We start from the raw sequence: 19,896 nt of genomic DNA, 5'->3' as shown, positions 1-19,896 counted from the left end.
CGCGAGGGACAGAAACCGCCGGGCTCCGGGCGTTCGGGGACGGGTGGCGTCAGGCTCCCGAACCGATGACGGTGTTGATCCGCTTCGGGTCGCCGCAGACGATCAGCAGCGCTCCGGCGCGGTTCATCGCCTCGGGCAGTACGCGGGCCACGGTGTCATTCGCACCGCCGTTGACCGCGACGACCACGACCGGGCGGCCCTTGACGCGGTCGGCCCCCGCGGTGGCGTAGAAGACGTCATCACCGGCGTCGTGCTGCGCCCAGTAGGACGCCTCGCCGAAGGACAACTCATGCGCCGCCCACGGATGCTGCTCCCCGGTGGTCAGCACCAGGATGTCACCGGGTGCCCGGCCGGAATCCAGCAGCAGGTCGACCGCCTCGTCCGCCGCGTCCAGCGCACCGTCCGCCGAGGCGGGGATCAGCTGGATCTGGGGAGTGGACTTCGCGGCGGCGGATGCGTTCTTGGCAGCCGAAGCCGCCGGGGCGGTCGGCACGGGCTTCGTCGCATCACTCGTGGTGCGCTGCGACTGAGCCGACGAGGTTCCGGCGGAGCCACGGTTGGGACCGGGGCTTCCAGGCCGCCGCGGTGCGGGCCGGGGGCCGGGACCAGGGACAGGACGAGGGGTCGGCGCGGTGCGGCCTGCGGCCGGTGTCGCGCGGGGACCCGGGACACTCTCGTGAATCTGAGGCTCCTCGGGGATGAGAGGCATGGGCTGATGTCTATCAAACGTCGGTGCGAGTCGCATCGGCGGGTGGCGGTTTGGACCGCTTGGTCTGCTCAGAAGTCGAAGCCGAGTTGGCCTTCGCCCTCCAGCCCGACCGGTTCGGGTGTGCTGCGGACCCGCTTCAGGTGTCGCCACCGGGGCAACCCGTCCAGATAGGCCCAGGACAGCCGGTGGTGGGGCGTGGGCCCCAGGTCCCGCAGGGCGGCGCGGTGCGCGGGGGACGGATATCCGGCGTTGTCCTCGAAGCGGAAGTCCACGTGCTGGGCTCCCAGTTCGGCCATCATCGCATCCCGGCGCACCTTGGCGATCACCGAGGCGGCGGCGACGGACACGCAGGACTGATCGCCCTTGATGACCGTACGAACCGTCCAGGGAGCGCCGAGGTAGTCGTACTTCCCGTCCAGGATCACCGCGTCCGGCCGGACCGGCAGCGCGTCCAGCGCCCGCGTGGCGGCGAGCCGGAGGGCGGCCGTCATCCCCAGGTCGTCGATCTCCTCAGGCGAGGAGTGACCCAGGGCGTGCGCGGTGACCCACGAGTCCAACTCCTGGGCCAGGGCCGTGCGCTTCTTGGGACTCAGCAGCTTGGAGTCGGTGAGTCCGGTCGGCGGACGGCGCAGACCGGTGACCGCCGCGCAGACCGTCACCGGACCGGCCCATGCCCCGCGCCCGACCTCGTCGATACCGACGACGATCTTGGCTCCTGTCGTGGCGCGGAGCGAGCGCTCGACACTGTGAGTGGGCGGTTCATAGGCCATGGCGAGGACAACATTACGCCGCTCTTACCTGCGTGCGGTAGCCGGATCCTCGGCAGTGGCCCCCGGCCACCTCCGGCGGTCCCCTCCCTGGTGGATCAGGTGACCGTTTCCGCTCAACACCGCGTGCTGGGCAGCGGGTTCGACGAGCGGGGCAAACCGGGCGACCCGCCACATCACGCCCCTGGAAACAGTCAGTCGGCCGACAGCGGCACCCACTCCGGCAGCGGCTCGGTGCGGTCCTGCCAGGTGTCGGGCGGCGCACCGGCGGCCTCGGCCGCGACCACTCCCCCGGCAATGGCGCAGGTGGTGTCCACGTCTCCGCCGGCCGAGGCCGTCTGCCAGAACGTCTCCTCGAAGGAACCGAGGTGGCGGGCGGCGGCCCACAGGGCGAACGGCACGGTGTCATGAGCACTGGTGCGGCGGCCGCAGCCGAGAACCGCGGCGACCGTGCCGGCGTCCGCGTAGTCGAGCATGTCGCGGGCGCGGCGCAGCCCCGCCTGGACGGCGCTGCGCGGCACCAGATCGACCACCCGGTCCAGCAGCTCCTCCGGGCCGCCGCGGCCCGCCGGATCGGCCACCAGCGCCGCGGCCGCGGCCACCGCCATGGCTCCCGCCACCGCTTCACGGTGCTGATGCGTGGTGTAGGCCGAGATCTCCGCCTGGTGCGTGGCCTGCTCCGCGTCACCCGCGTACCAGGCGCCCAGCGGGGCGATCCGCATCGCGGCGCCGTTGCCCCACGACCCCTGCCCCTGGAACAGCCCGGCGGCCAGGTCACGCCAGTCGCCGCCCTCCCTGATCAGGCGGAGCATCCGGTTCACGGCGGGGCCGTAGCCCCGGTCGAAGTCATGGTGGTCGGCGAAGGATCGGACGAGATGGTCCTGGTCGATCCGGCCGTGGACCACCAGGTGGGCCAGGACCGAACAGGCCATCTCGGTGTCATCGGTCCACTGCCAGGGGGCTGGCGGCAGCTCACGGCGCTTCAGAAACGGATAGTTGGCGGGGACGAAGAACTGGGAGCCGAGGGCGTCACCCACGGCCAGCCCGCGCAGGCTTCGCAGAGCCCGGTGGAATCGGTCAGCGGTCATCGCTGCGCACTCTAACCGGTGAGGCCGTAGGGTTCGGGGGTACACCAGCGCTCGAACGGCCGGTCCAGGTGGTAGCGCCCGTCGGAGCCGAGCAGCAGGGTCCGTGTCTCGCCGTTGCCGGGGTTCGAGAGCGACTCGAATTCGGCCACGCTCCAGTGCAGCCACCGCATGCAGAACAGCCGCATGGTCAGCCCATGGGTCACCAGCAGGACGTTCGGCGGGTGCGCCGGGTCCTGGAAGCTGCGCCACAGGCTCTCCAGGAAGGCGTCCACCCGGTCGTAGACGTCGGCGCCGGACTCACCCTGTGCGAAGCGGTAGAAGAAGTGTCCGTAGGCATCTCGGTAAGCCTTCTGTTTCCGCACGTCCTCGCGGTCCTGCCAGTTTCCCCAGTCCTGCTCCCGCAGCCGCGGCTCCTCCCTGACCCGGGTGCGGGAGGGGTCGAGATCGAGCAGCCTCAGGGTCTGGTGGGTACGGCGGTACGGCGATACATAGACCGATACCCGTTCGTCGCCGAAGGTGGCGCGCAGCCGCTCACCCGCCTCCCGCGCCTGCCCACGGCCGGTCTCGGTCAGCCTCAGAGCATGGTCGGGCACCCTTTCGTACACCGAGTCATCGACGTTCCCCTCCGATTCTCCGTGCCGTATGAGGACGATGCGCCGGGGTCGTGCCATGCCGCCACCCTAGATCGAGGGCCTGGCCAGTGCCTCACTCCCCTCCCCGGCCATCAGCCGGCCGCCGCGTATCTCGCACCGGCGCCCGGTGAAGCGGCTGCGCAGCAGCCGGTCGTGCGAGACCACCACCAGCGCCCCGGTCCACTGGGCCAGCGCCTCTTCCACCTGCTCCACCAGGCCGAGGGCGAGATGGTTGGTCGGCTCGTCCAGCAGCAGCACATCGGCGGGGCGGGCCAGCAGCCGGGCGAGCGCCAGCCGGCGGCGCTGGCCCGCGGAGAGCGATCCCACCGGAACATGGAGATCATCCGGGCGGAACAGCCCGTACGACAGCAGAAGGTCGGCCTGCTCCTGCGGTGCCCCCGGCAGGCCGCGGCCGAAGGCCGACAGCAGCCGCTCCCGAGGCCGGGCAACCGGTATCTCCTGAGCGAGATAGCCGACCCCGCCCCGGCGGACCGCCCGGCCCGCCCCCGGCTTCTCCAGCCCCGCCATGACCCGCAGCAGCGTGGACTTCCCCGCGCCGTTGACCCCATGGACGAGCAGTCTCTCCCCGGCTGCCACGGTGAGCCGGTCCACCGCCAGCCGCTCCCCCACGCGAACATCCTGGAGATCGATGAGGACACCGTCCGCCGTGCCCGCCGGGGGAAGCGCCGAGAACCGCAGCGGTTCCGGTGGGCGCGGCACCGGGTCCTCCTGGAGCCTGCGCAGCCTCTCCTGGGCGTTCCGCACCCTGCTGGACACCGAGGACTGCACCCGCCCCCTGTCCCGGTCGTAAGCCATCTTGTTGCCGTCCTTCATGCCGCGACCCGGGGCGACCCTCCGTGCGGTGGTCGTGGCGGCCTCCGCCAGGGCGGCCGTCTCCGCGCACCATTCGTGGTACGCCTGCTCCCAGCGGCGGCGTGCGGCGGCCTGCTCGGCGACGAATCCGCCATACCCCCCGCCATACCGCACCAGGGTGTGCCGATCGGCGTCCACCTCGACGATCGCGGTCGCCACCCGCTCCAGGAAGACCCGGTCGTGGGAGACCGCGAGGACGGTGCCCGGATGCTCCCGCAGCGCCTCCTCCAGCCAGCTGAGCGCGGCGCCGTCGAGGTGGTTCGTCGGTTCGTCCAGCAGCATCACTTCGGGGGCGGCGGCGATCAGGCAGGCGAGTCCGAGCCGGGCCTGCTCACCGCCCGACAGACTGCCCAGCCGCCGCTCGTACCCGATACCGCCCAGCCCCAGACCGTGCAGGGCCTTCTCCACACGGGCATCCGCCTCATAGCCGCCGCGGCCCTCGAACGCGGTGAGCAGATCGCCGTACGCGGCGAGTGCGTCGGGGGCACCGCCACCGAGTTCCGCCTCGAGCCGGCGCAGCCCGCGCTCCATGGCGCGCACCTCGGCGAGGGCGGCGTCCACCGCGTCGCGCACCGTGTGGTCCGGGGGCAGCGCGGGCGTCTGGCCGAGATGCCCCATGCCGCCGTCGGCCACCGTCACCACGGCACCGTCGTCCGGTGATTCGCTCCCGGCCAGCAGCCGCAGCAGGGTGGACTTGCCGGCCCCGTTCTCCCCCACGACGCCGACCCGCTCACCGGGTCGCACCGCGAAGGACACCTCGTCGAGCAGCAGCCGGTCGCCTCGGGACAGCGTGACACCGCGGAGCGAGATCTGTGTGGGCAAAGGGCGCACCTCCAAGCACACGAGCACGGCCGGTCCTCCGGACCGCGCCACTACAAACGCTACTGAAGTAGCGTTACCCTCACTATGACACGAGGAAACCACTAACGCGACTGGAGTTGCACTTGTCGGCAGAGAGTGCCGCCCCGACACCGGGCACCGTCCGCCCCGGCGGGCGGACCGCGCGCACCCGCTCAGCGGTGCGCGACGCCGTGCTCACCGGCCTCGCCGAGCACGGCTATCCCGGTCTGACCGTGGAGTACGTCGCCGAGCGCTCCGGCGTCCACAAGACGACCGTCTACCGGCGCTGGGGCAGTGTCGAGGGGCTCGTGGCGGACGCGCTCGACCTCGCGGGCGAGGACGCCTGGACGCCGCCCGACACCGGAAGCCTGGAGGGCGATCTGCGCGCCCTCGCCCGCGAGGTGACCGAGACCTTCGGCAGCGCGTCGACCGCTGCCGCGCCGACCGCCTTCATCGCGGCCGCGTTCCAGTCCGAGCGCGCGGCGGAGGCACTGCGCGCCTTCTACGCCGAGCGTTTCGCCCGCTGCGAATCCGTGGTGCGGCGGGCGGTCGACCGCGATGAGGCCCCGTCCGGCACCGACGCCGCGGCGGTCGTACGAGCCGTGTCCGCGCCCCTGTTCTTCCGGGCGCTCATCACCCGTGAGCCCATCGACACGCCGCTCGCCGACCAGACGGCGGCAGCCGTCGCCGTCGCCGTCCGGGCCGGGGTGTATCTCCCTGCCCGCCGATGATCAGGACTGCCCGCCGAGCGGCAGCGGGCTCGGTTCCGCGCTCACACCGTCCAGGCGGACTCGACCCGTACGACATCGCCGGCGATCGCCGCCACGTCCGCTTCGATCTGCGCGCGCAGGCCGAGCCGCTCGACCCGCTCCTCGCGGTACTTCCCGTGCTCGGCCGCCGAGTCCCACATCGACAGCACCAGGAACTCGTTCCCCGGCGCCTCGCCGAACACTCCGCGCAGCATCCCGGGAGACCCGGCCATCGCCGGGTTCCACACCTTCTCCTGCACCAGCGTGAAGTGATCGACCCGGTCGGGGCGCACACGGCAGTGCGCGACCCGCACCACGTCCGCGTCGGAGAACCGTGGTTCGAAGCCGACCTTCACATCGAACCGGTGCTCGAACAGCCGGACTTGCATGTCCCGATAGGTGCCCGACTGCGCGGCCGCGAGCCGGTCGTGCGACCGCGCCATGAAGGAGTCGTAGAACGCCCGGCTCTCCCAGAACGCGAAGACATGCGCCACATTCGGACGCCCTCGGCTCCAGCCACCGCCCTGCCCCCGGAATCCCGGTTCGCCGGGCAACCCCGCCCACTTCCGCTGCCCCCGCTCGAAACCCGGGCGGTCCACCACGGTGCAGCGAATCCACTTGACCAGCACCGAGCCATCCTACGGCGGCACGGTGGCCCCCATCACATACCGGGGAGTCCGTCCCCGCCCCCGGTCCGGCTGCGCACCGTACGACGCCACGAGACGACGGGAGCGACGGGAGACGACGGCGGGGCGCGGACCCGAAGGCCCGCGCCCCGCCTCAGATGTCATCGCATCGATGTCATCCGTAAGGGCCCGCGATCAGCTGCAGCCGCTTGTCGAACCGCAGCCCTCGCACAGGTAGCAGCTGCCCGCGCGGCGCATCTTGGTGCCGCAGGAGAAGCAGAGCGGCGCGTCCGCGTTCAACCCCAACTGAATCTCGACCAGTTCGGTCGAGCTGTGGGCCTCCCGCTGCGCCCCGGGCGTGGTCCGCGGCTGGGAGGTGCTGTTCTTCGGGGCGTCCACATGGCGCGGTGCCGACTGGGCCAGGCCCTCGACATCCACCTCGTCCTCGGCGGGCTCGTAGGACCCCGTCTCCAGGTGGCGCTGACGCTCCTCGGCAGAGTGGATGCCGAGCGCCGAGCGGGTCTCGAAGGGCAGGAAGTCCAGCGCCAGCCGGCGGAAGATGTAGTCGACGATCGACTGCGCCATCCGCACGTCCGGGTCGTCCGTCATACCGGCCGGCTCGAAGCGCATGTTGGTGAACTTCGAGACGTAGGTCTCCAGGGGCACGCCGTACTGGAGACCGACCGACACGGCGATCGAGAAGGCGTCCATCATGCCCGCCAGGGTCGAGCCCTGCTTGGACATCTTCAGGAAGACCTCGCCGAGACCGTCGTCCGGGTAGGAGTTGGCGGTCATGTAGCCCTCGGCGCCGCCCACCGTGAAGGAGGTGGTGATGCCGGGACGGCCCTTGGGGAGGCGCTTGCGGACCGGGCGGTACTCGACGACCTTCTCGACCTCGGGCTCGGCCTGCTCCTTCTCCTCCTTCTTCTTGGCGGAGAGCGGCTGGCCGACCTTGCAGTTGTCGCGGTAGATCGCCAGCGCCTTGAGGCCGAGCTTCCAGCCCTCGAAGTAGATCTCCTCGATCTCCTCGATGGTGGCCGACTCCGGCATGTTGACCGTCTTGGAGATGGCACCGGACAGGAACGGCTGGGCGGCCGCCATCATCCGCACATGGCCCATCGGCGAGATGGAGCGCTCACCCATCGCGCAGTCGAAGACCTCGTAGTGCTCGGGCTTCAGCCCCGGCGCGTCGATCACATTGCCGTGGTCGGCGATGTGGGCGACGATCGCCTCGACCTGCTCCTCCTGGTAGCCGAGCCGCTTGAGCGCCTTGGGGACCGTGTTGTTCACGATCTGCATGGAGCCGCCGCCGACCAGCTTCTTGAACTTGACCAGGGCCAGGTCCGGCTCGACGCCCGTGGTGTCACAGTCCATCATCAGGCCGATGGTGCCGGTCGGCGCGAGCACCGAGGCCTGGGCGTTGCGGAAGCCGTTCTTCTCACCGAGGCGCAGCACGTCCTGCCACGCCTCGGTGGCCGCGGCCCAGACCGGGGTGTCCAGGTCGTCCATGCGCTTGGCGGCGGCGTTGGCGTCCGAGTGCTGCTTCATGACGCGCTTGTGGGCGTCCGCGTTGCGGGCATAGCCGTCGTACGGGCCGACCACGGCAGCGAGCTCCGCGGAGCGCTTGTACGAGGTGCCGGTCATCAGGGAGGTGATGGCTCCGGCCAGGGCCCGGCCGCCGTCGCTGTCGTAGGCGTGGCCGGTGGCCATCAGCAGGGCGCCCAGGTTGGCGTAGCCGATGCCCAGCTGGCGGAAGGCTCGGGTGGTCTCACCGATCTTCTCGGTCGGGAAGTCCGCGAAGCAGATGGAGATGTCCATCGCGGTGATGACCAGCTCGACGACCTTGGCGAAGCGCTCGGCGTCGAAGCGCTGGTTGCCCGCGTCGTCGTCCTGGAGGAACTTCATCAGGTTGAGCGAGGCGAGGTTGCACGAGGAGTTGTCCAGGTGCATGTACTCGCTGCACGGGTTGGAGGCGGTGATCCGGCCCGTCTCCGGCGAGGTGTGCCAGTGGTTGATGGTGTCGTCGTACTGGATGCCGGGGTCGGCGCAGGCCCAGGCCGCCTCGGCCATCTTGCGGAACAGCGCCTTGGCGTCGACCTCCTCGATGGGCTCACCGGTCATCCGGCTGCGCAGTCCGAACTTCGAGCCGGACTCCACCGCCTTCATGAACGTGTCGTTCACGCGGACGGAGTTGTTGGCGTTCTGGTACTGGACGGACGTGATGTCATCGCCGCCCAGGTCCATGTCGAAGCCCGCGTCGCGCAGGGCGCGGATCTTCTCCTCCTCCTTGACCTTGGTCTCGATGAACGCCTCGACGTCCGGGTGGTCGACGTCGAGCACGACCATCTTGGCGGCCCGGCGGGTGGCGCCGCCCGACTTGATCGTCCCGGCCGAGGCGTCGGCGCCGCGCATGAAGGAGACGGGGCCGGAGGCGTTGCCGCCCGAGGAGAGGAGCTCCTTGGAGGAGCGGATGCGGGAGAGGTTCAGGCCGGCGCCGGAACCGCCCTTGAAGATCATCCCCTCTTCCTTGTACCAGTCCAGGATCGACTCCATGGAGTCGTCCACGGAGAGGATGAAGCAGGCGCTGACCTGCTGCGGCTGCTTGGTGCCGACGTTGAACCAGACAGGCGAATTGAAGCTGAAGACCTGGTGCAGCAGCGCATGGGTGAGCTCGTGATCGAAGATCTCGGCGTCCGCGGGCGAGGCGAAGTAGCCATTGTCCTCACCGGCCTTGCGGTAGGTCCGCACCACGCGGTCGATGAGCTGCTTCAGGCTCGCCTCGCGGTCCGGGGAGCCCACAGCACCGCGGAAATACTTGCTCGTGACGATGTTGACCGCGTTCACCGACCAGAAGTCGGGGAACTCCACGCCGCGCTGCTCGAAGTTGACCGAACCGTCGCGCCAGTTGGTCATGACGACGTCACGGCGCTCCCAGACCACCTCGTCGTACGGATGCACGCCGGGGGTGGTGTGAATGCGCTCGATGCGCAGGCCCTTGTTCGCCTTGCTTCCCTTGGAGCGGGAGCCTCGTGCCGGGCCGCTCGTCGTCTCTGTCATTCCGCCTCCCTGTACGGGCGAAAACGCCCTGATGTGCCCATTTCTTCCCGAGGCACGGTGTCTGTCTTTCACCCGGACACGCCAAGCGCTCCGGGCAGGTGTGTGGGCCGCCGGTCAGTCGGCGGCAATGGCCGGCGCGGGGGCCTCCGCGGCCCCTTCGGCGCCGGACCCGCGGTCGTGCGCAGGAGGCCGTTGCTGGTCACGCAGCTCCGCGACGGCCGCCTCGAAGTCCTCGAGGGAGTCGAAGGCGCGGTAGACGGAGGCGAAGCGGAGATAAGCGACGAGGTCGAGCTTCTGGAGCGGGCCGAGTATGGCGAGCCCGACGTCATGGGTGGACAGCTCGGCGCTGCCGGTGGCCCGGACCGCCTCCTCCACCTGCTGACCGAGCTTGGCGAGAGCGTCCTCGGTGACCGGACGGCCCTGGCACGCCTTGCGCACCCCGGAGATGACCTTGTCGCGGCTGAAGGGCTCGGTGACCCCACTGCGCTTGATCACCATCAGTGACGCGGTCTCCACGGTCGTGAAGCGACGCGAGCAGTCGGGGCACTGGCGGCGCCGGCGAATCGAGCAGCCGTCGTCCGTAGTACGGCTGTCGACCACACGGCTGTCGGGGTGCCTGCAGAAGGGGCAGTGCATCGCTCCGATCCCTCCCTCACCCTCAAGAACGGCGCATGACTGAGCATGGCTGACAAGCCCCGAGCGGGCCGCGAAGGCCCGCCGAGGCGGCCACAAGCATAGGCGAAAACCTTGGCTTCGAATCACCAGGGACCACAACCTGTGGGTGGCTTGCATCCATCAAACCACTAGATCTGGTGTCCGGCACTCAACCGACCCGGATGGCGTGTCACGGCTCGGGAGCAGGCACGAGACTACGCGAACCCCGCCGGTCCCGAATTCGCGGGGGTCGGGATGCAAGACTGGGGCCACCCGACAGCGGCCGGATCAAACGGCCTATACACCTAACCCTGTGATCACGTCAGCTCATCTACGAAATTTCACTCGAACGTGTGTTTGGCGCAACCTTTCGAAAGCAACTACCGTTGTCCAACTAGGGAGAACATCTCGAGAGGGGCCGTCGTGACCACCACCGCAGAGAGCGCAACCTTTACCACCCAAGAGCGCTCCCAGAGCCGACTCGAACAGACACACGCGATGAACCAGACCCGCCCGATGAACGACGACACCACGACCCCGGAGGGCCAAAAGCCCACGCGCTCGCTACCAGGGCGACCTCCAGGCATCCGGGCGGACAGCTCAGGGCTGACCGACCGGCAGCGGCGCGTCATCGAGGTCATTCGCGACTCTGTGCAGCGGCGCGGTTACCCCCCGTCCATGCGGGAGATCGGCCAGGCGGTGGGCCTCTCCAGCACCTCGTCCGTCGCCCATCAGCTGATGGCTCTGGAGCGAAAGGGCTTTCTGCGGCGCGATCCCCATCGGCCCCGGGCCTACGAGGTCCGCGGCTCCGACCAGCCCAGCACCCAGCCCGCGGACACCACCGGCAAGCCCGCCGCCTCTTATGTGCCGCTGGTCGGCCGGATCGCGGCAGGTGGCCCGATCCTCGCCGAGGAGTCGGTCGAGGATGTCTTCCCGCTCCCCCGGCAGCTGGTCGGCGACGGTGAGCTCTTTGTGCTGAAGGTGGTCGGCGACTCCATGATCGAAGCCGCCATCTGCGACGGTGACTGGGTGACGGTGCGCCGCCAGCCCGTCGCCGAGAACGGTGACATCGTCGCCGCGATGCTCGACGGCGAGGCCACGGTGAAGCGCTTCAAGCGTGAGGACGGCCATGTGTGGCTGCTTCCGCACAACGCCGCCTACCAGCCGATCCCCGGCGACGAGGCCACCATTCTGGGCAAGGTGGTCGCGGTGCTGCGGCGCGTCTGAGCGCGCCGGATCGAGGTGCGCCTCTAGCGTGCCCCACGACCGGGCCCCGGAACCACTGCGCCGGTTCCGGGGCCCTGCTGTATGCGGGCCGACGCGGGACACCCCTCGCCAGGTCCCGTCGACAAACGGGGAGCCCTGCTTTCTTTGACGGCAGACCCTAGGCCCCCTGAGCCTTGGCCGCCGCGTCAATGGCGGCCAGCGAGCGGCGCGCCTGGTTGCGGTCGGTCGTATACCAGAAGTCCGGCATGGACTTGCGCAGGAACGACCCGTACCGAGCCCGCTCGACACGCGGATCCAGGACGGCGACGATGCCGCGGTCACCCGAAGCCCGCACGAGCCGTCCCGCCCCCTGGGCCATGAGCAGGGCGGCATGGGTCGCGGCGACGGCCATGAAGCCATTGCCCCCGGCCTCCTCCACCGCCTTCTGGCGAGCGCTCATCAGAGGGTCGTCGGGGCGGGGGAAGGGCACCCGGTCCATGACCACCAACTGACAGCTGGGCCCCGGCACATCGACGCCCTGCCAGAGGGACAGCGTGCCGAACAGACAGGTCCTGGCGTCGGCGGCGAAGGCGCGGATCAGCTCGCCCAGCGTCTCCTCGCCCTGGAGGAGGATGGGCATGTCAAGGCGCCCGCGCAGTTCCTCTGCGGCCGCCTGGGCGGCGCGCATCGAGGAGAACAGCCCGAGCGTCCGGCCACCCGCGGCCTCCACCAGCTCGGCGAGCTCATCGAGCATATCGGCGCGGCTGCCCTCGCGGCCTGGCTGGGCGAGGTGCTTGGCGACGTAGAGAATCCCCTGCTTGGAGTAGTCGAAGGGCGAGCCGACGTCGAGGCCCTGCCAGCGGGGCGCTGCGTCCTCGCCGCCCTCCGGGTCCTGCGGACTCTCGGGGGCGAGACCGAGGGAGGCGGCCACTCCGTTGAAGTCCCCGCCGAGCTTGAGCGTGGCGGAGGTGAGGACGACGGACCGGTCCTCGAACAGCTTCTCGCGCAGCAGCCCGGACACGGAGAGCGGGGCGACACGCAGCGAGGCACCGAAGCGGTCGTGCCGCTCGTACCAGACCACGTCGTACTCGGACCCCTCAACGATCCGCTCGGCCACCTGGTGGATGTTCTCCACGGCCCCCAGCGCCTGCTTGCGGACCGCGTCCTCGTCCTTGACCGAGGCGTCCCGCGTGGCACCGAGCGCCGAGATCACCGTGCGGGCCGCGTCGCGCAGCGCCATCAGCACATGGCTGAGCTCCTCGGGGATCTTCTCCAGGCGTCCGGGCAGGGCGAGCTCCATCAGCCGCTCGAAACCCTCCGAGGCGGTCTGGAGGGCGTCCGCCGCCTGTTCGTTGACCAGCTTCGCGGCACGCCGCACGGCGCGGTTGACTTGGCCGGGGGTGAGCTCTCCGCTGGCGACGCCGGTGACCCGGGAGACCAGCTCATGGGCCTCGTCGACGATCAGCACCTCATGGCTGGGCAGCACGGGGGCGCCCTCGATGGCATCGATGGCGAGCAGCGCGTGGTTGGTGACGACGACCTCGGCGAGCTTGGCCCGCTCACGGGCGGCCTCGGCGAAGCACTCCGCGCCATAGGCGCACTTGGACGCACCGAGGCATTCCCGGGAGGTGACCGACACCTGAGACCAGGCGCGGTCCGAGACTCCGGGGGTCAGATCGTCCCGGTCACCCGTCTCGGTCTCGTCCGACCAATCGCGCAGCCGCAGCAAGTCCTTGCCGAGCCTGCTGGTGGGGGCGGCGGCCTCGAAGGGATCGAACAGGCCGGACTCCTCGGCGTCCTCCTGCGGGACGCCCTCGTGGAGCCGGTGCAGGCACAGATAGTTGGAGCGGCCCTTGAGCATCGCGAACTCGGGGCGGCGGCGCAGCAGCGGATGCAGTGCCTCCACGGTGCGGGGCAGGTCGCGCTCGACGAGCTGCCGCTGCAGGGCGAGGGTCGCCGTAGCGACGACGACGCGCTCGCCGTGGGCGAGGGCAGGGACCAGATAGCCGAGGGACTTCCCGGTGCCGGTGCCGGCCTGAACCAGCAGATGGGAGCCGTCGTCGATCGCCTCCGCCACGGCTTGGGCCATGGCGGCCTGGCCAGGGCGCTCGGTGCCGCCGACGGCGGTGACGGCGGCGTGCAGCAGATCGGCGAGTGGAGGCGAGGACGATTCAGTCATAGGGCTGCCAGCCTACGGGGCGGCACCGACATCACTCTCCTCGGAGTGGTCGGTGACGGACGGTTCCGGCGGGATCGGAGTTCGGGCGGGTCCCCGCTGCGTGGGAACCGCGAACGGCCGAGCGGTGTAACAACAGCAGAGTCTCGCATCGAAACGGATTCATCACCGGGGGTCGCGGATGGTCGCGGATGTTCACAGGAGATGTCGCAGGGCGCGGTCGCGCAGCATCAGCGCGGCGCGTTTGCCAGGGAGTTCGATCTCCGCCGAGAAGCGGAAGCCGGCGCCGAGGAAGGCCGCCACGGAAGGGGTGTTGCGAAGGTCCGGTTCGGCCACGACGCGAGTGCAGGACGGACGGTGCCGGAGCACGAGGTCGGCCGCCGCGCGGAGCAGGGTCGTCCCCAGGCCACGGCCACGATCGCTGACCCGGCCGATGAGCAAGTGGAGACCCGTGTCGTGCGGCCGGGCCGGGTAGTACCGCGCGAGCGGGTCCAGATCTGCGCGGTATACCTCCCAATAGCTCATCGGGACGCCGTCCAGGACGCCCAGGCAGGGCACGCTGCGGCCGTCACCGTGGAGCTGGCCGCCGAGGTGGCTCGCGGTGGTCTCATCGGGACCGTCGAGCTCCCAGAAGGCGGCCACGGACGGGTCGTTCATCCAGCGAGCGATGAGCCGCAGATCGCGCCCGATGCGGACCGGGACGAGCTGGAAGGCACCCGCCGAGGTGCTGACGGGTCCCCATTCGGCGATGTGGTCCAGCAGATCCGGCCGGTCCTCGACCCCCGGCCCGGTGGAGTCCAGGTCGATGAGTCGTGCGGCGTCCTCTTCCTGGCGCAGCCGCAGGTCGATGGTGTCGTCGGTGTCGGAGTTCGTGGTGGAGTCGGTGTGCGGCACGGCGACGCTCTCCTCTCATGGGTCTGGGCACGTCCTGAGAGACGTGAGGGTGAGGGGCGTGATCGCGGGGTCAAGCCGTGGGGGCGACAGCAGTGGTGTCAGACATGGCGAGGGGGTTGGCGATGGTCACATAGACGGACTGGGTGTCCACCGGTCCCACGAGTTCGTCCAGGCCGCGCAGCCGCGTGAGCAGATTGGCCTTGCACCGCAGGGTGGGGGACTCCAGGAGCCGGGCGGGGAGAGATGAGCGGGTCCTGCCGCGGCCGGACGCGGCATCGGTGAGAAAACGGCGGAACGCGGCCACAAGGACGCGCTCGTCGACGAGCCGCTGGGATCCGAAGGCACCGATCAGCCCAAGGACGTTGTTGACGCCGAGGTAGTAGGCGAACCGCTCATCGGCGACCTCATCGGGGACGAAGGTGTCGCTGCGGCCGCCGATACCGGGCAGCCGGCGCTGGAGTTCGGCGTGCCGGGACGCGCGGAAGTAGTAGCCCTGGTTGTCCCGGTAGCGGCCGCCGATCGGCCAGCCGTCAGGGTCCAGCAGCACCAGGGTGTTCTGCTGGTGCGCCTCGAGCGCGATGCCGGCTTCTCCGTCCAGCCAGAGCACGGGGCGTACGACCGTGTGCAGATAGCGCAGGAACCACTCCGCGCCGACCGCCGCCGTGGAACGGCCGGTGCGAGCGGCGAGCCGGGCGACGAGGTGGGCGAGCCGGGAACGCATCACCGGCTGGCCGGGCCAGGGGCGTAGCGCGACAAGTCCGGCGACGCAGACGGCGTCGTCGCCGGGGCCGAACGGGTTGTGCCGGATGACGACGTCCAGGCCGGTCAGGGGATCGCCGTCCGGTCCGTCGACGGCGAGCCAGGCCGGGTCCCGGACGATGTCGAAGCCCGGGAATCCGGGGAAGGCCGCCCGCCACTGCTCGGCCAGTCCGCTGCGGAGCAGCCGGTGTACCTCGACACCGCGGCGAAGTTCCTTACGGAGGTTCTCACGACGGGAGTTGGTGATCCGCAGACCGAGGGAGAGTTTCACCATGGCGGGTGCGCCGGGCCGGTAGACGGTGCGGACCGAGGAGGTGGGGTGCCAGTGCCCGCCGGACGGCCCGAGGTCGTGCAACAGGCCGGCGTCGAAGAGCGCGGCGACGTCCGGCCGGAGCCGGATATCACGAGCCTGCCAGGGATGAAGTGGAACGGGCACGGTCCCGGTGGGCAGTTGGAGACCGCTGCCCGCCAGGGAGAGGGCGAGTCGCTCGGCGGGCACGGTGCGGCCGCGCTCCGTCCAGGCCGACTCGCAGGCCAGTACGGACCGGTCGACCGCGATCCAGTGAAGGGGGAAGGAGCCACGCGTTTCCGGTGAGCAGATGGTGGATTCGGCGTCCGAGAGGCCCTCCCGGCTCTTGGGCGTGGGATGCAAGGGGTGGCCGAACAAGAGGGACTGTTCCGCGCTGAGGAACAGGGTGCTCGCTCCGGGATCGGCCGGCGTGGCCCGGCGGTGGGCGAGGAAGGAGGCGATGCGTCGTACGGAGTCCGCGACACGGCCGACGAGTTCGGTGGCGTCCGCGTCGGGATCATCCCGCCGCGCGCTGTACGTCGCCTCGCGGGTGAGCAGGGCCGCGAGGGTGACCGCTCCGACAGCGGGTGCGTCATGGGGGCCGTGCTCCAGCAGCGGCGGGCCGAAGCGGTGCCAGCCGGTGGGCGACCAGTAGCGCACCGGAACGAGGAGGACGGTTCCGCTGGCGGCGAGGGGAATGCGCAGGGTGCCCTCCTCGGGGCGTGCGAGGCCGCTCTCCCGTACCCAGCAGCGCAGCAGGTTCTCGACGGCCGCCGCGTCGGCCGCGGTCTGCGGGTCGGGGTCGTCCAGCGGATCCACGCCTGCCTGGGGGGTGCGGTCATCGGGTGCGTCATGACCAGTGCGGTCCTGCCGGGGAACGGCCGTCGTGACGAAGGGCGCCCCCTGGGGGGACAGCCGCGGCGGGGACGACTCGTCGGAGGGGCGCTCCGGGACCGGTGGGCGGGGTGCTCCCGCCGCACTCACGAGCGGCGCCGCGACGGGTGGCGCCGCGGCAGGCAACGTCGCGGCAGACGGCAACGCCGCAGGCGGTGCCGTGGCGGGCGGCGCCGCCGGGGACGGGGACACCGGTACGGGCTGCGGTACCGCTGGGGATGGTGACGCCGCCAGGGGCGGGGGCGCCGGTGGAGAGGAGGCCACCGCTGGGAGCTGGGGCGACGCTGGGGGCGCTGTCTGGGCTCCTGCGGCCGTCACGGTCGGGGACGGTGCTCCGACCGTCGAAAGGGACGCGTGCGGGAGGGGCGTAGGGGGGCCGGGGCGGGGGGAGTCGTCGGGGTCGGTCATGGCGCCGGGCACGGGCTGCGGCTGGGGAGACAAGGGGGCTCCCCCGGGGGTGTGCGGCATGGTGGGTGCGGCGCGGGCGTCATGGCGTTCACGTCCTGGGCCCGGCGCCTGCCTCCTTCGGTGGTGCGATGGTGCTGCGGTCGTACGGTGCGGGGCACGTCACCGGTGGTCTCCGGTGAGCGGCTGGGCGAACGGGGAAGCGGTGGGCGGGACTTCGCCGGAGTGGGTTCCAGCGGTGCGGATCGCCGCGTCCAGGGCGTCGGCGAGCCGGTCCAGGACGGCCTCTGCCTGCTCGTCGGTGATGGTCAGTGGAGGGAGAAGGCGGATCACCCCGCCGTGGCGCCCGCCGAGCTCGACGATGAGCCCGCGCCGCAGGCATTCCTGCTGGACGGCCGCCGCGAGTGCGGGGGCAGCGGGCGGTGCCACCGTATGCGCGATATCGGCGTATGCGGTGGATGGGTCTCCATCGCGCAGGATCCCATCCGGCAGGGCCCCGTCCAGCGAAGTCCCGTCCGGCAGAGCTCCATCCCGCGAAGCCCCGTTCGGCTGGGGTCCGTCCGCGCGCCTGCCCTCGGCACCCGCCTGGTGGGCTTGCTCGACCGAGGGCCCCTCGCGGTCGGCTTCCGTGGCGGGGTCGGCCTCCGGGGCGACCAGTTCCAGGCCGATCATCAGGCCGCGACCGCGTACCTCCCCGATCTGCGGGCGTCCGGCGGCGTATCGGCGCAGCCGCTCCAGCATCCGGCCGCCGACGGTCGCCGCCCGCTCGGCGAGGTTGTTCTCCCGGACCTGGGCGAGGGTCGCCGCGCCCGCCGCCATCGCCAGCTGGTTGCCCCGGAAGGTGCCCGCGTGTGCTCCGGGCGGCCAGACGTCGAGGTCCTCCCGGTAGACCACGACGGCCAATGGCAGGCCCCCGCCGATCGCCTTGGAGAGCACCATCACATCGGGCACCACACCGGCGTGGTCGACCGCCCAGAAGGCCCCGGTGCGCCCGACACCGGTCTGGACCTCGTCCGCGATGAGCGGGATGGAGCGGGCCTCGGTGATCTCCCGCATCCGGCGCAACCAGGCGTCCGGTGCCGGAATCACTCCGCCCTCGCCCTGCACGGGTTCGAGGATCATCCCGGCCGGGCGGGGTGTCCCGCCCTTCGGGTCGTCGAGCAGCCGCTCGGTCCAGCGCGCGGAGAGTTCGGCACCGCGCTCTCCCCCGACCCCGAACGGGCAGCGGTAGTCATACGGGAAGGGCAACCGGGTCACACCGGCCGCCGGGCCGCCTCCGGAGGCGGCCAGCGCACCGGCCGTCATACCGTGATACGCCCCGGAGAAGGCGAGCAGGCCGTCGCGACCGGTGGCGGTCCGCACCAGCTTGAGCGCGGCCTCGACCGCGTCCGTGCCCGCCGGTCCGCAGAACTGGACCCGCGCGCGGGCGGCGAGCGCGGGCGGCAGGGTGGCGAACAGCTCGTCCATGAAGGCGTCCTTGACCGGTGTGGCCAGGTCCAGGACCTGGAGGGGCGCTTCCGCGTCCAGAACGGCCCGGACGGCGTCCAGCACCACCGGGTGGTTGTGCCCCAGGGCCAGTGCTCCGGCGCCGGAGAGACAGTCGAGATAGCGGCGGCCGTCGGCCCCTTCGACCGTCATCCCCCGAGCGCGCACCGGAACGATGGGCAGCGTCCGGGCGTAGGTGCGGGCGGCCGACTCACGCAGCGCCTGGCGCCGCAGAATGCCCTGGGCGGCACCACCGTCGTCACGGACGGCGGACAGGGCCAACGACGGGAGCTGGGTCACGGCCACGAGTCTCGGTCCTCCTGCTGCTGAACACCCTCCGGCTGTCCCCCGTACGTACCAACGACGCGTCAGGCTCCGGATCACGGGCTGAGCGAAGATCCTTGCGGCCGGGAACCAAGGCCCCGCTCGCAGCCGTCGTAGGCGGCACCGGCATAGTGGGATGCCACCCCGGTTGCCGGGGCGGTGCATGACAATTCCACACAGGCCGTAGAGCAGCTCAGAACCTCAGGGGGAGTTCCGCCCATGCCATCCAAACGCCGACCCGCGCTGGCCGTAGCCGCCATAGCCTCGGTGCTGGCGCTCACCGTCACCGCGTGCGACTCGGACGACAACACCGATGCCAAGCCGGCCGAGTCGTCGGCACAGCAGGGCGCGGACGACATCAAGCTGCCCGACAATCTCAACGACAAGCTGAAGAACCTCGGCATCGATCTGGACCAGTGGAAGGACGGTGCCTGGAACAACTGGGACAAGAACGACTGGCTGCGGGAGGCCGGTGACTTCATCAACCCGATCATCAAGGGTCTGTGGAAGCCGGACCGGATGCGCGAGGCGCAGGAGCCCGACAAGCCGGTCGACGACAGCGACATCGCGGACGACCAGGGTGTGACCGATCCCGATCCGCAGCCGGTCCAGGCCAAGGAGGTCGCCAGCCCGTACAGCGCCAACGTCCCCTATGCGGGCAAGGTCTTCTTCGACGGCCCCGAGGGCTCGATGGTCTGCTCCGCGACCGTGGTCAAGGACCCGGCGCACCCCGGCAAGTCCAACCTGGTGTGGACGGCGGGCCACTGCGTGCACGCGGGCAAGGGCGGCGGCTGGTACAAGAACCTGATGTTCGTCCCCTCCTACAACGACTCGGGCAAGTCGCAGGCGGAGCTGGAGAACGCCACCAAGGAGGAGCTGGCCCCCAAGGGCGTCTGGTGGGCCGACTGGGCGCAGACCTCCTCACAGTGGATCGACACCGGTGCGGCCGTGGGCGGAAAGGGCGCCCCGTACGACTTCGCGGTGATGCATGTGAAGCCGGAGGTCAGCGGCGGCAAGTCGCTCGAGGAGACGGTGGGCGGCGCGCTGCCGGTCGACTTCGACGCCCCGGCGGTGAAGTCCATCGACGAGATCACGGCCACCGGCTACCCGGCCGCCGCGCCGTTCGACGGCCAGAAGATGAACCAGTGCGCCGACAAGCCGGGCCGGCTCTCGCTGGACGCCGAGCAGCCGACGATGTACCGCATCGGCTGCACCATGACCGCGGGCTCCTCCGGCGGTGGCTGGGTGGCCGAGGGCTCGGACGGCCAGCCGGCGCTGGTGTCCAACACCTCGATCGGCCCGTCCGACGCGACCTGGCTGGCGGGCCCGCACCTGGGTCCCGAGGCCAAGGGCGTCTACAACGCGGTCAGCAAGAAGTTCGCGAACCAGTGACCGGCCGCCTGACGGCGACTGGCTGAGCCGGTAGCCGTCAGGCGTCATACGGCGAGGGCCCGCCTCCGGATGTCCGG

At 70.8% G+C, this 19,896-nt stretch carries 15 protein-coding genes; 3 read left to right on the top strand and 12 right to left on the bottom strand.

The features are described from left to right. Window positions 1-49: 49 nt before the first annotated feature. From N6H00_RS29295 to N6H00_RS29275, 5 genes are all read right to left on the bottom strand, one after another. Window positions 50-709, bottom strand: coding sequence for a hypothetical protein (locus tag N6H00_RS29295; RefSeq protein ID WP_268974825.1), 660 nt, complete (start codon window positions 707-709; stop codon window positions 50-52). Between the two features lie 68 nt (window positions 710-777). After that, window positions 778-1,479 carry a ribonuclease HII gene (locus N6H00_RS29290; RefSeq protein ID WP_268974824.1) on the bottom strand — a complete coding sequence of 234 codons (702 nt, stop codon included), beginning with the start codon at window positions 1,477-1,479 and terminating at the stop codon, window positions 778-780. Window positions 1,480-1,670: 191 nt separating this feature from the next. Then, on the bottom strand, window positions 1,671-2,564 hold the full coding sequence (locus N6H00_RS29285; protein WP_268974823.1) for an ADP-ribosylglycohydrolase family protein: 894 nt from the start codon (window positions 2,562-2,564) through the stop codon (window positions 1,671-1,673). Window positions 2,565-2,575: 11 nt separating this feature from the next. Then, on the bottom strand, window positions 2,576-3,235 hold the full coding sequence (locus N6H00_RS29280; RefSeq protein ID WP_268974822.1) for a histidine phosphatase family protein: 660 nt from the start codon (window positions 3,233-3,235) through the stop codon (window positions 2,576-2,578). Between the two features lie 9 nt (window positions 3,236-3,244). After that, window positions 3,245-4,891 carry an ABC-F family ATP-binding cassette domain-containing protein gene (locus N6H00_RS29275; protein WP_268974821.1) on the bottom strand — a complete coding sequence of 549 codons (1,647 nt, stop codon included), beginning with the start codon at window positions 4,889-4,891 and terminating at the stop codon, window positions 3,245-3,247. A gap of 122 nt (window positions 4,892-5,013) precedes the next feature. Here N6H00_RS29275 and N6H00_RS29270 point away from each other — a divergent pair, with 122 nt between their 5' ends. After that, entirely contained in the window at window positions 5,014-5,640 is a 627-nt protein-coding gene (locus tag N6H00_RS29270; protein WP_268974820.1) for a TetR/AcrR family transcriptional regulator, read from the top strand. 41 nt (window positions 5,641-5,681) lie between these two features. Here the strand turns inward: N6H00_RS29270 and N6H00_RS29265 are convergent, their stop codons facing one another. The 3 genes from N6H00_RS29265 to nrdR all read right to left on the bottom strand — a co-directional run bounded on the left by N6H00_RS29265 (window position 5,682) and on the right by nrdR (window position 9,977). Continuing rightward, the gene (locus N6H00_RS29265; RefSeq protein WP_268974819.1) at window positions 5,682-6,287 is read right to left on the bottom strand and encodes a YdbC family protein; all 606 of its coding nucleotides are present in this window, start codon (window positions 6,285-6,287) and stop codon (window positions 5,682-5,684) included. A gap of 192 nt (window positions 6,288-6,479) precedes the next feature. Next, the gene (locus N6H00_RS29260) at window positions 6,480-9,341 is read right to left on the bottom strand and encodes a vitamin B12-dependent ribonucleotide reductase (protein WP_268974818.1); all 2,862 of its coding nucleotides are present in this window, start codon (window positions 9,339-9,341) and stop codon (window positions 6,480-6,482) included. A 114-nt stretch (window positions 9,342-9,455) separates the two neighbouring features. Continuing rightward, the gene (gene nrdR, locus N6H00_RS29255) at window positions 9,456-9,977 is read right to left on the bottom strand and encodes a transcriptional regulator NrdR (RefSeq protein WP_030842751.1); all 522 of its coding nucleotides are present in this window, start codon (window positions 9,975-9,977) and stop codon (window positions 9,456-9,458) included. Window positions 9,978-10,418: 441 nt separating this feature from the next. On the opposite strand from nrdR, the gene lexA reads away from it, so the two are divergent. After that, window positions 10,419-11,222 (top strand): transcriptional repressor LexA, encoded by an 804-nt coding sequence (lexA, locus tag N6H00_RS29250; protein ID WP_268974816.1) that lies wholly within the window; start codon window positions 10,419-10,421, stop codon window positions 11,220-11,222. 157 nt (window positions 11,223-11,379) lie between these two features. Here the strand turns inward: lexA and N6H00_RS29245 are convergent, their stop codons facing one another. The 4 genes from N6H00_RS29245 to N6H00_RS29230 form a co-directional block, all read right to left on the bottom strand. Further along, entirely contained in the window at window positions 11,380-13,380 is a 2,001-nt protein-coding gene (locus tag N6H00_RS29245) for an ATP-dependent DNA helicase (protein WP_268974815.1), read from the bottom strand. A 192-nt stretch (window positions 13,381-13,572) separates the two neighbouring features. Continuing rightward, window positions 13,573-14,271: a GNAT family N-acetyltransferase gene (locus N6H00_RS29240; protein ID WP_268974814.1), complete on the bottom strand. Its 699-nt coding sequence runs from the start codon at window positions 14,269-14,271 to the stop codon at window positions 13,573-13,575. A 70-nt stretch (window positions 14,272-14,341) separates the two neighbouring features. After that, the gene (locus tag N6H00_RS29235; RefSeq protein ID WP_268974813.1) at window positions 14,342-16,303 is read right to left on the bottom strand and encodes an IucA/IucC family protein; all 1,962 of its coding nucleotides are present in this window, start codon (window positions 16,301-16,303) and stop codon (window positions 14,342-14,344) included. Between the two features lie 477 nt (window positions 16,304-16,780). Next, a complete protein-coding gene (locus tag N6H00_RS29230; RefSeq protein WP_443073072.1) occupies window positions 16,781-18,409 on the bottom strand; it encodes a diaminobutyrate--2-oxoglutarate transaminase family protein in 1,629 nt (542 codons plus the stop codon). A 237-nt stretch (window positions 18,410-18,646) separates the two neighbouring features. Between N6H00_RS29230 and N6H00_RS29225 the strand changes: the two genes are divergently transcribed. Then, window positions 18,647-19,819, top strand: coding sequence for a trypsin-like serine peptidase (locus N6H00_RS29225; protein ID WP_268974812.1), 1,173 nt, complete (start codon window positions 18,647-18,649; stop codon window positions 19,817-19,819). The last annotated feature ends 77 nt before the right edge of the window (window positions 19,820-19,896 follow it).

Source organism: Streptomyces sp. S465, from assembly GCF_026898115.1.
Taxonomy (GTDB): domain Bacteria; phylum Actinomycetota; class Actinomycetes; order Streptomycetales; family Streptomycetaceae; genus Streptomyces; species Streptomyces luomodiensis.
This window is presented reverse-complemented; position numbering and strand designations above follow the sequence as displayed.

Bases quoted from the DNA above. Each gene is read 5' to 3' on its own strand.
- nrdR (WP_030842751.1), bottom strand. From the start codon at position 9,977: ATGCACTGCCCCTTCTGCAGGCACCCCGACAGCCGTGTGGTCGACAGC.
- N6H00_RS29260 (WP_268974818.1), bottom strand. From the start codon at position 9,341: ATGACAGAGACGACGAGCGGCCCGGCACGAGGCTCCCGCTCCAAGGGA.
- N6H00_RS29290 (WP_268974824.1), bottom strand. From the start codon at position 1,479: ATGGCCTATGAACCGCCCACTCACAGTGTCGAGCGCTCGCTCCGCGCC.
- N6H00_RS29285 (WP_268974823.1), bottom strand. From the start codon at position 2,564: ATGACCGCTGACCGATTCCACCGGGCTCTGCGAAGCCTGCGCGGGCTG.
- N6H00_RS29225 (WP_268974812.1), top strand. From the start codon at position 18,647: ATGCCATCCAAACGCCGACCCGCGCTGGCCGTAGCCGCCATAGCCTCG.
- N6H00_RS29295 (WP_268974825.1), bottom strand. From the start codon at position 709: ATGCCTCTCATCCCCGAGGAGCCTCAGATTCACGAGAGTGTCCCGGGT.
- N6H00_RS29280 (WP_268974822.1), bottom strand. From the start codon at position 3,235: ATGGCACGACCCCGGCGCATCGTCCTCATACGGCACGGAGAATCGGAG.
- N6H00_RS29245 (WP_268974815.1), bottom strand. From the start codon at position 13,380: ATGACTGAATCGTCCTCGCCTCCACTCGCCGATCTGCTGCACGCCGCC.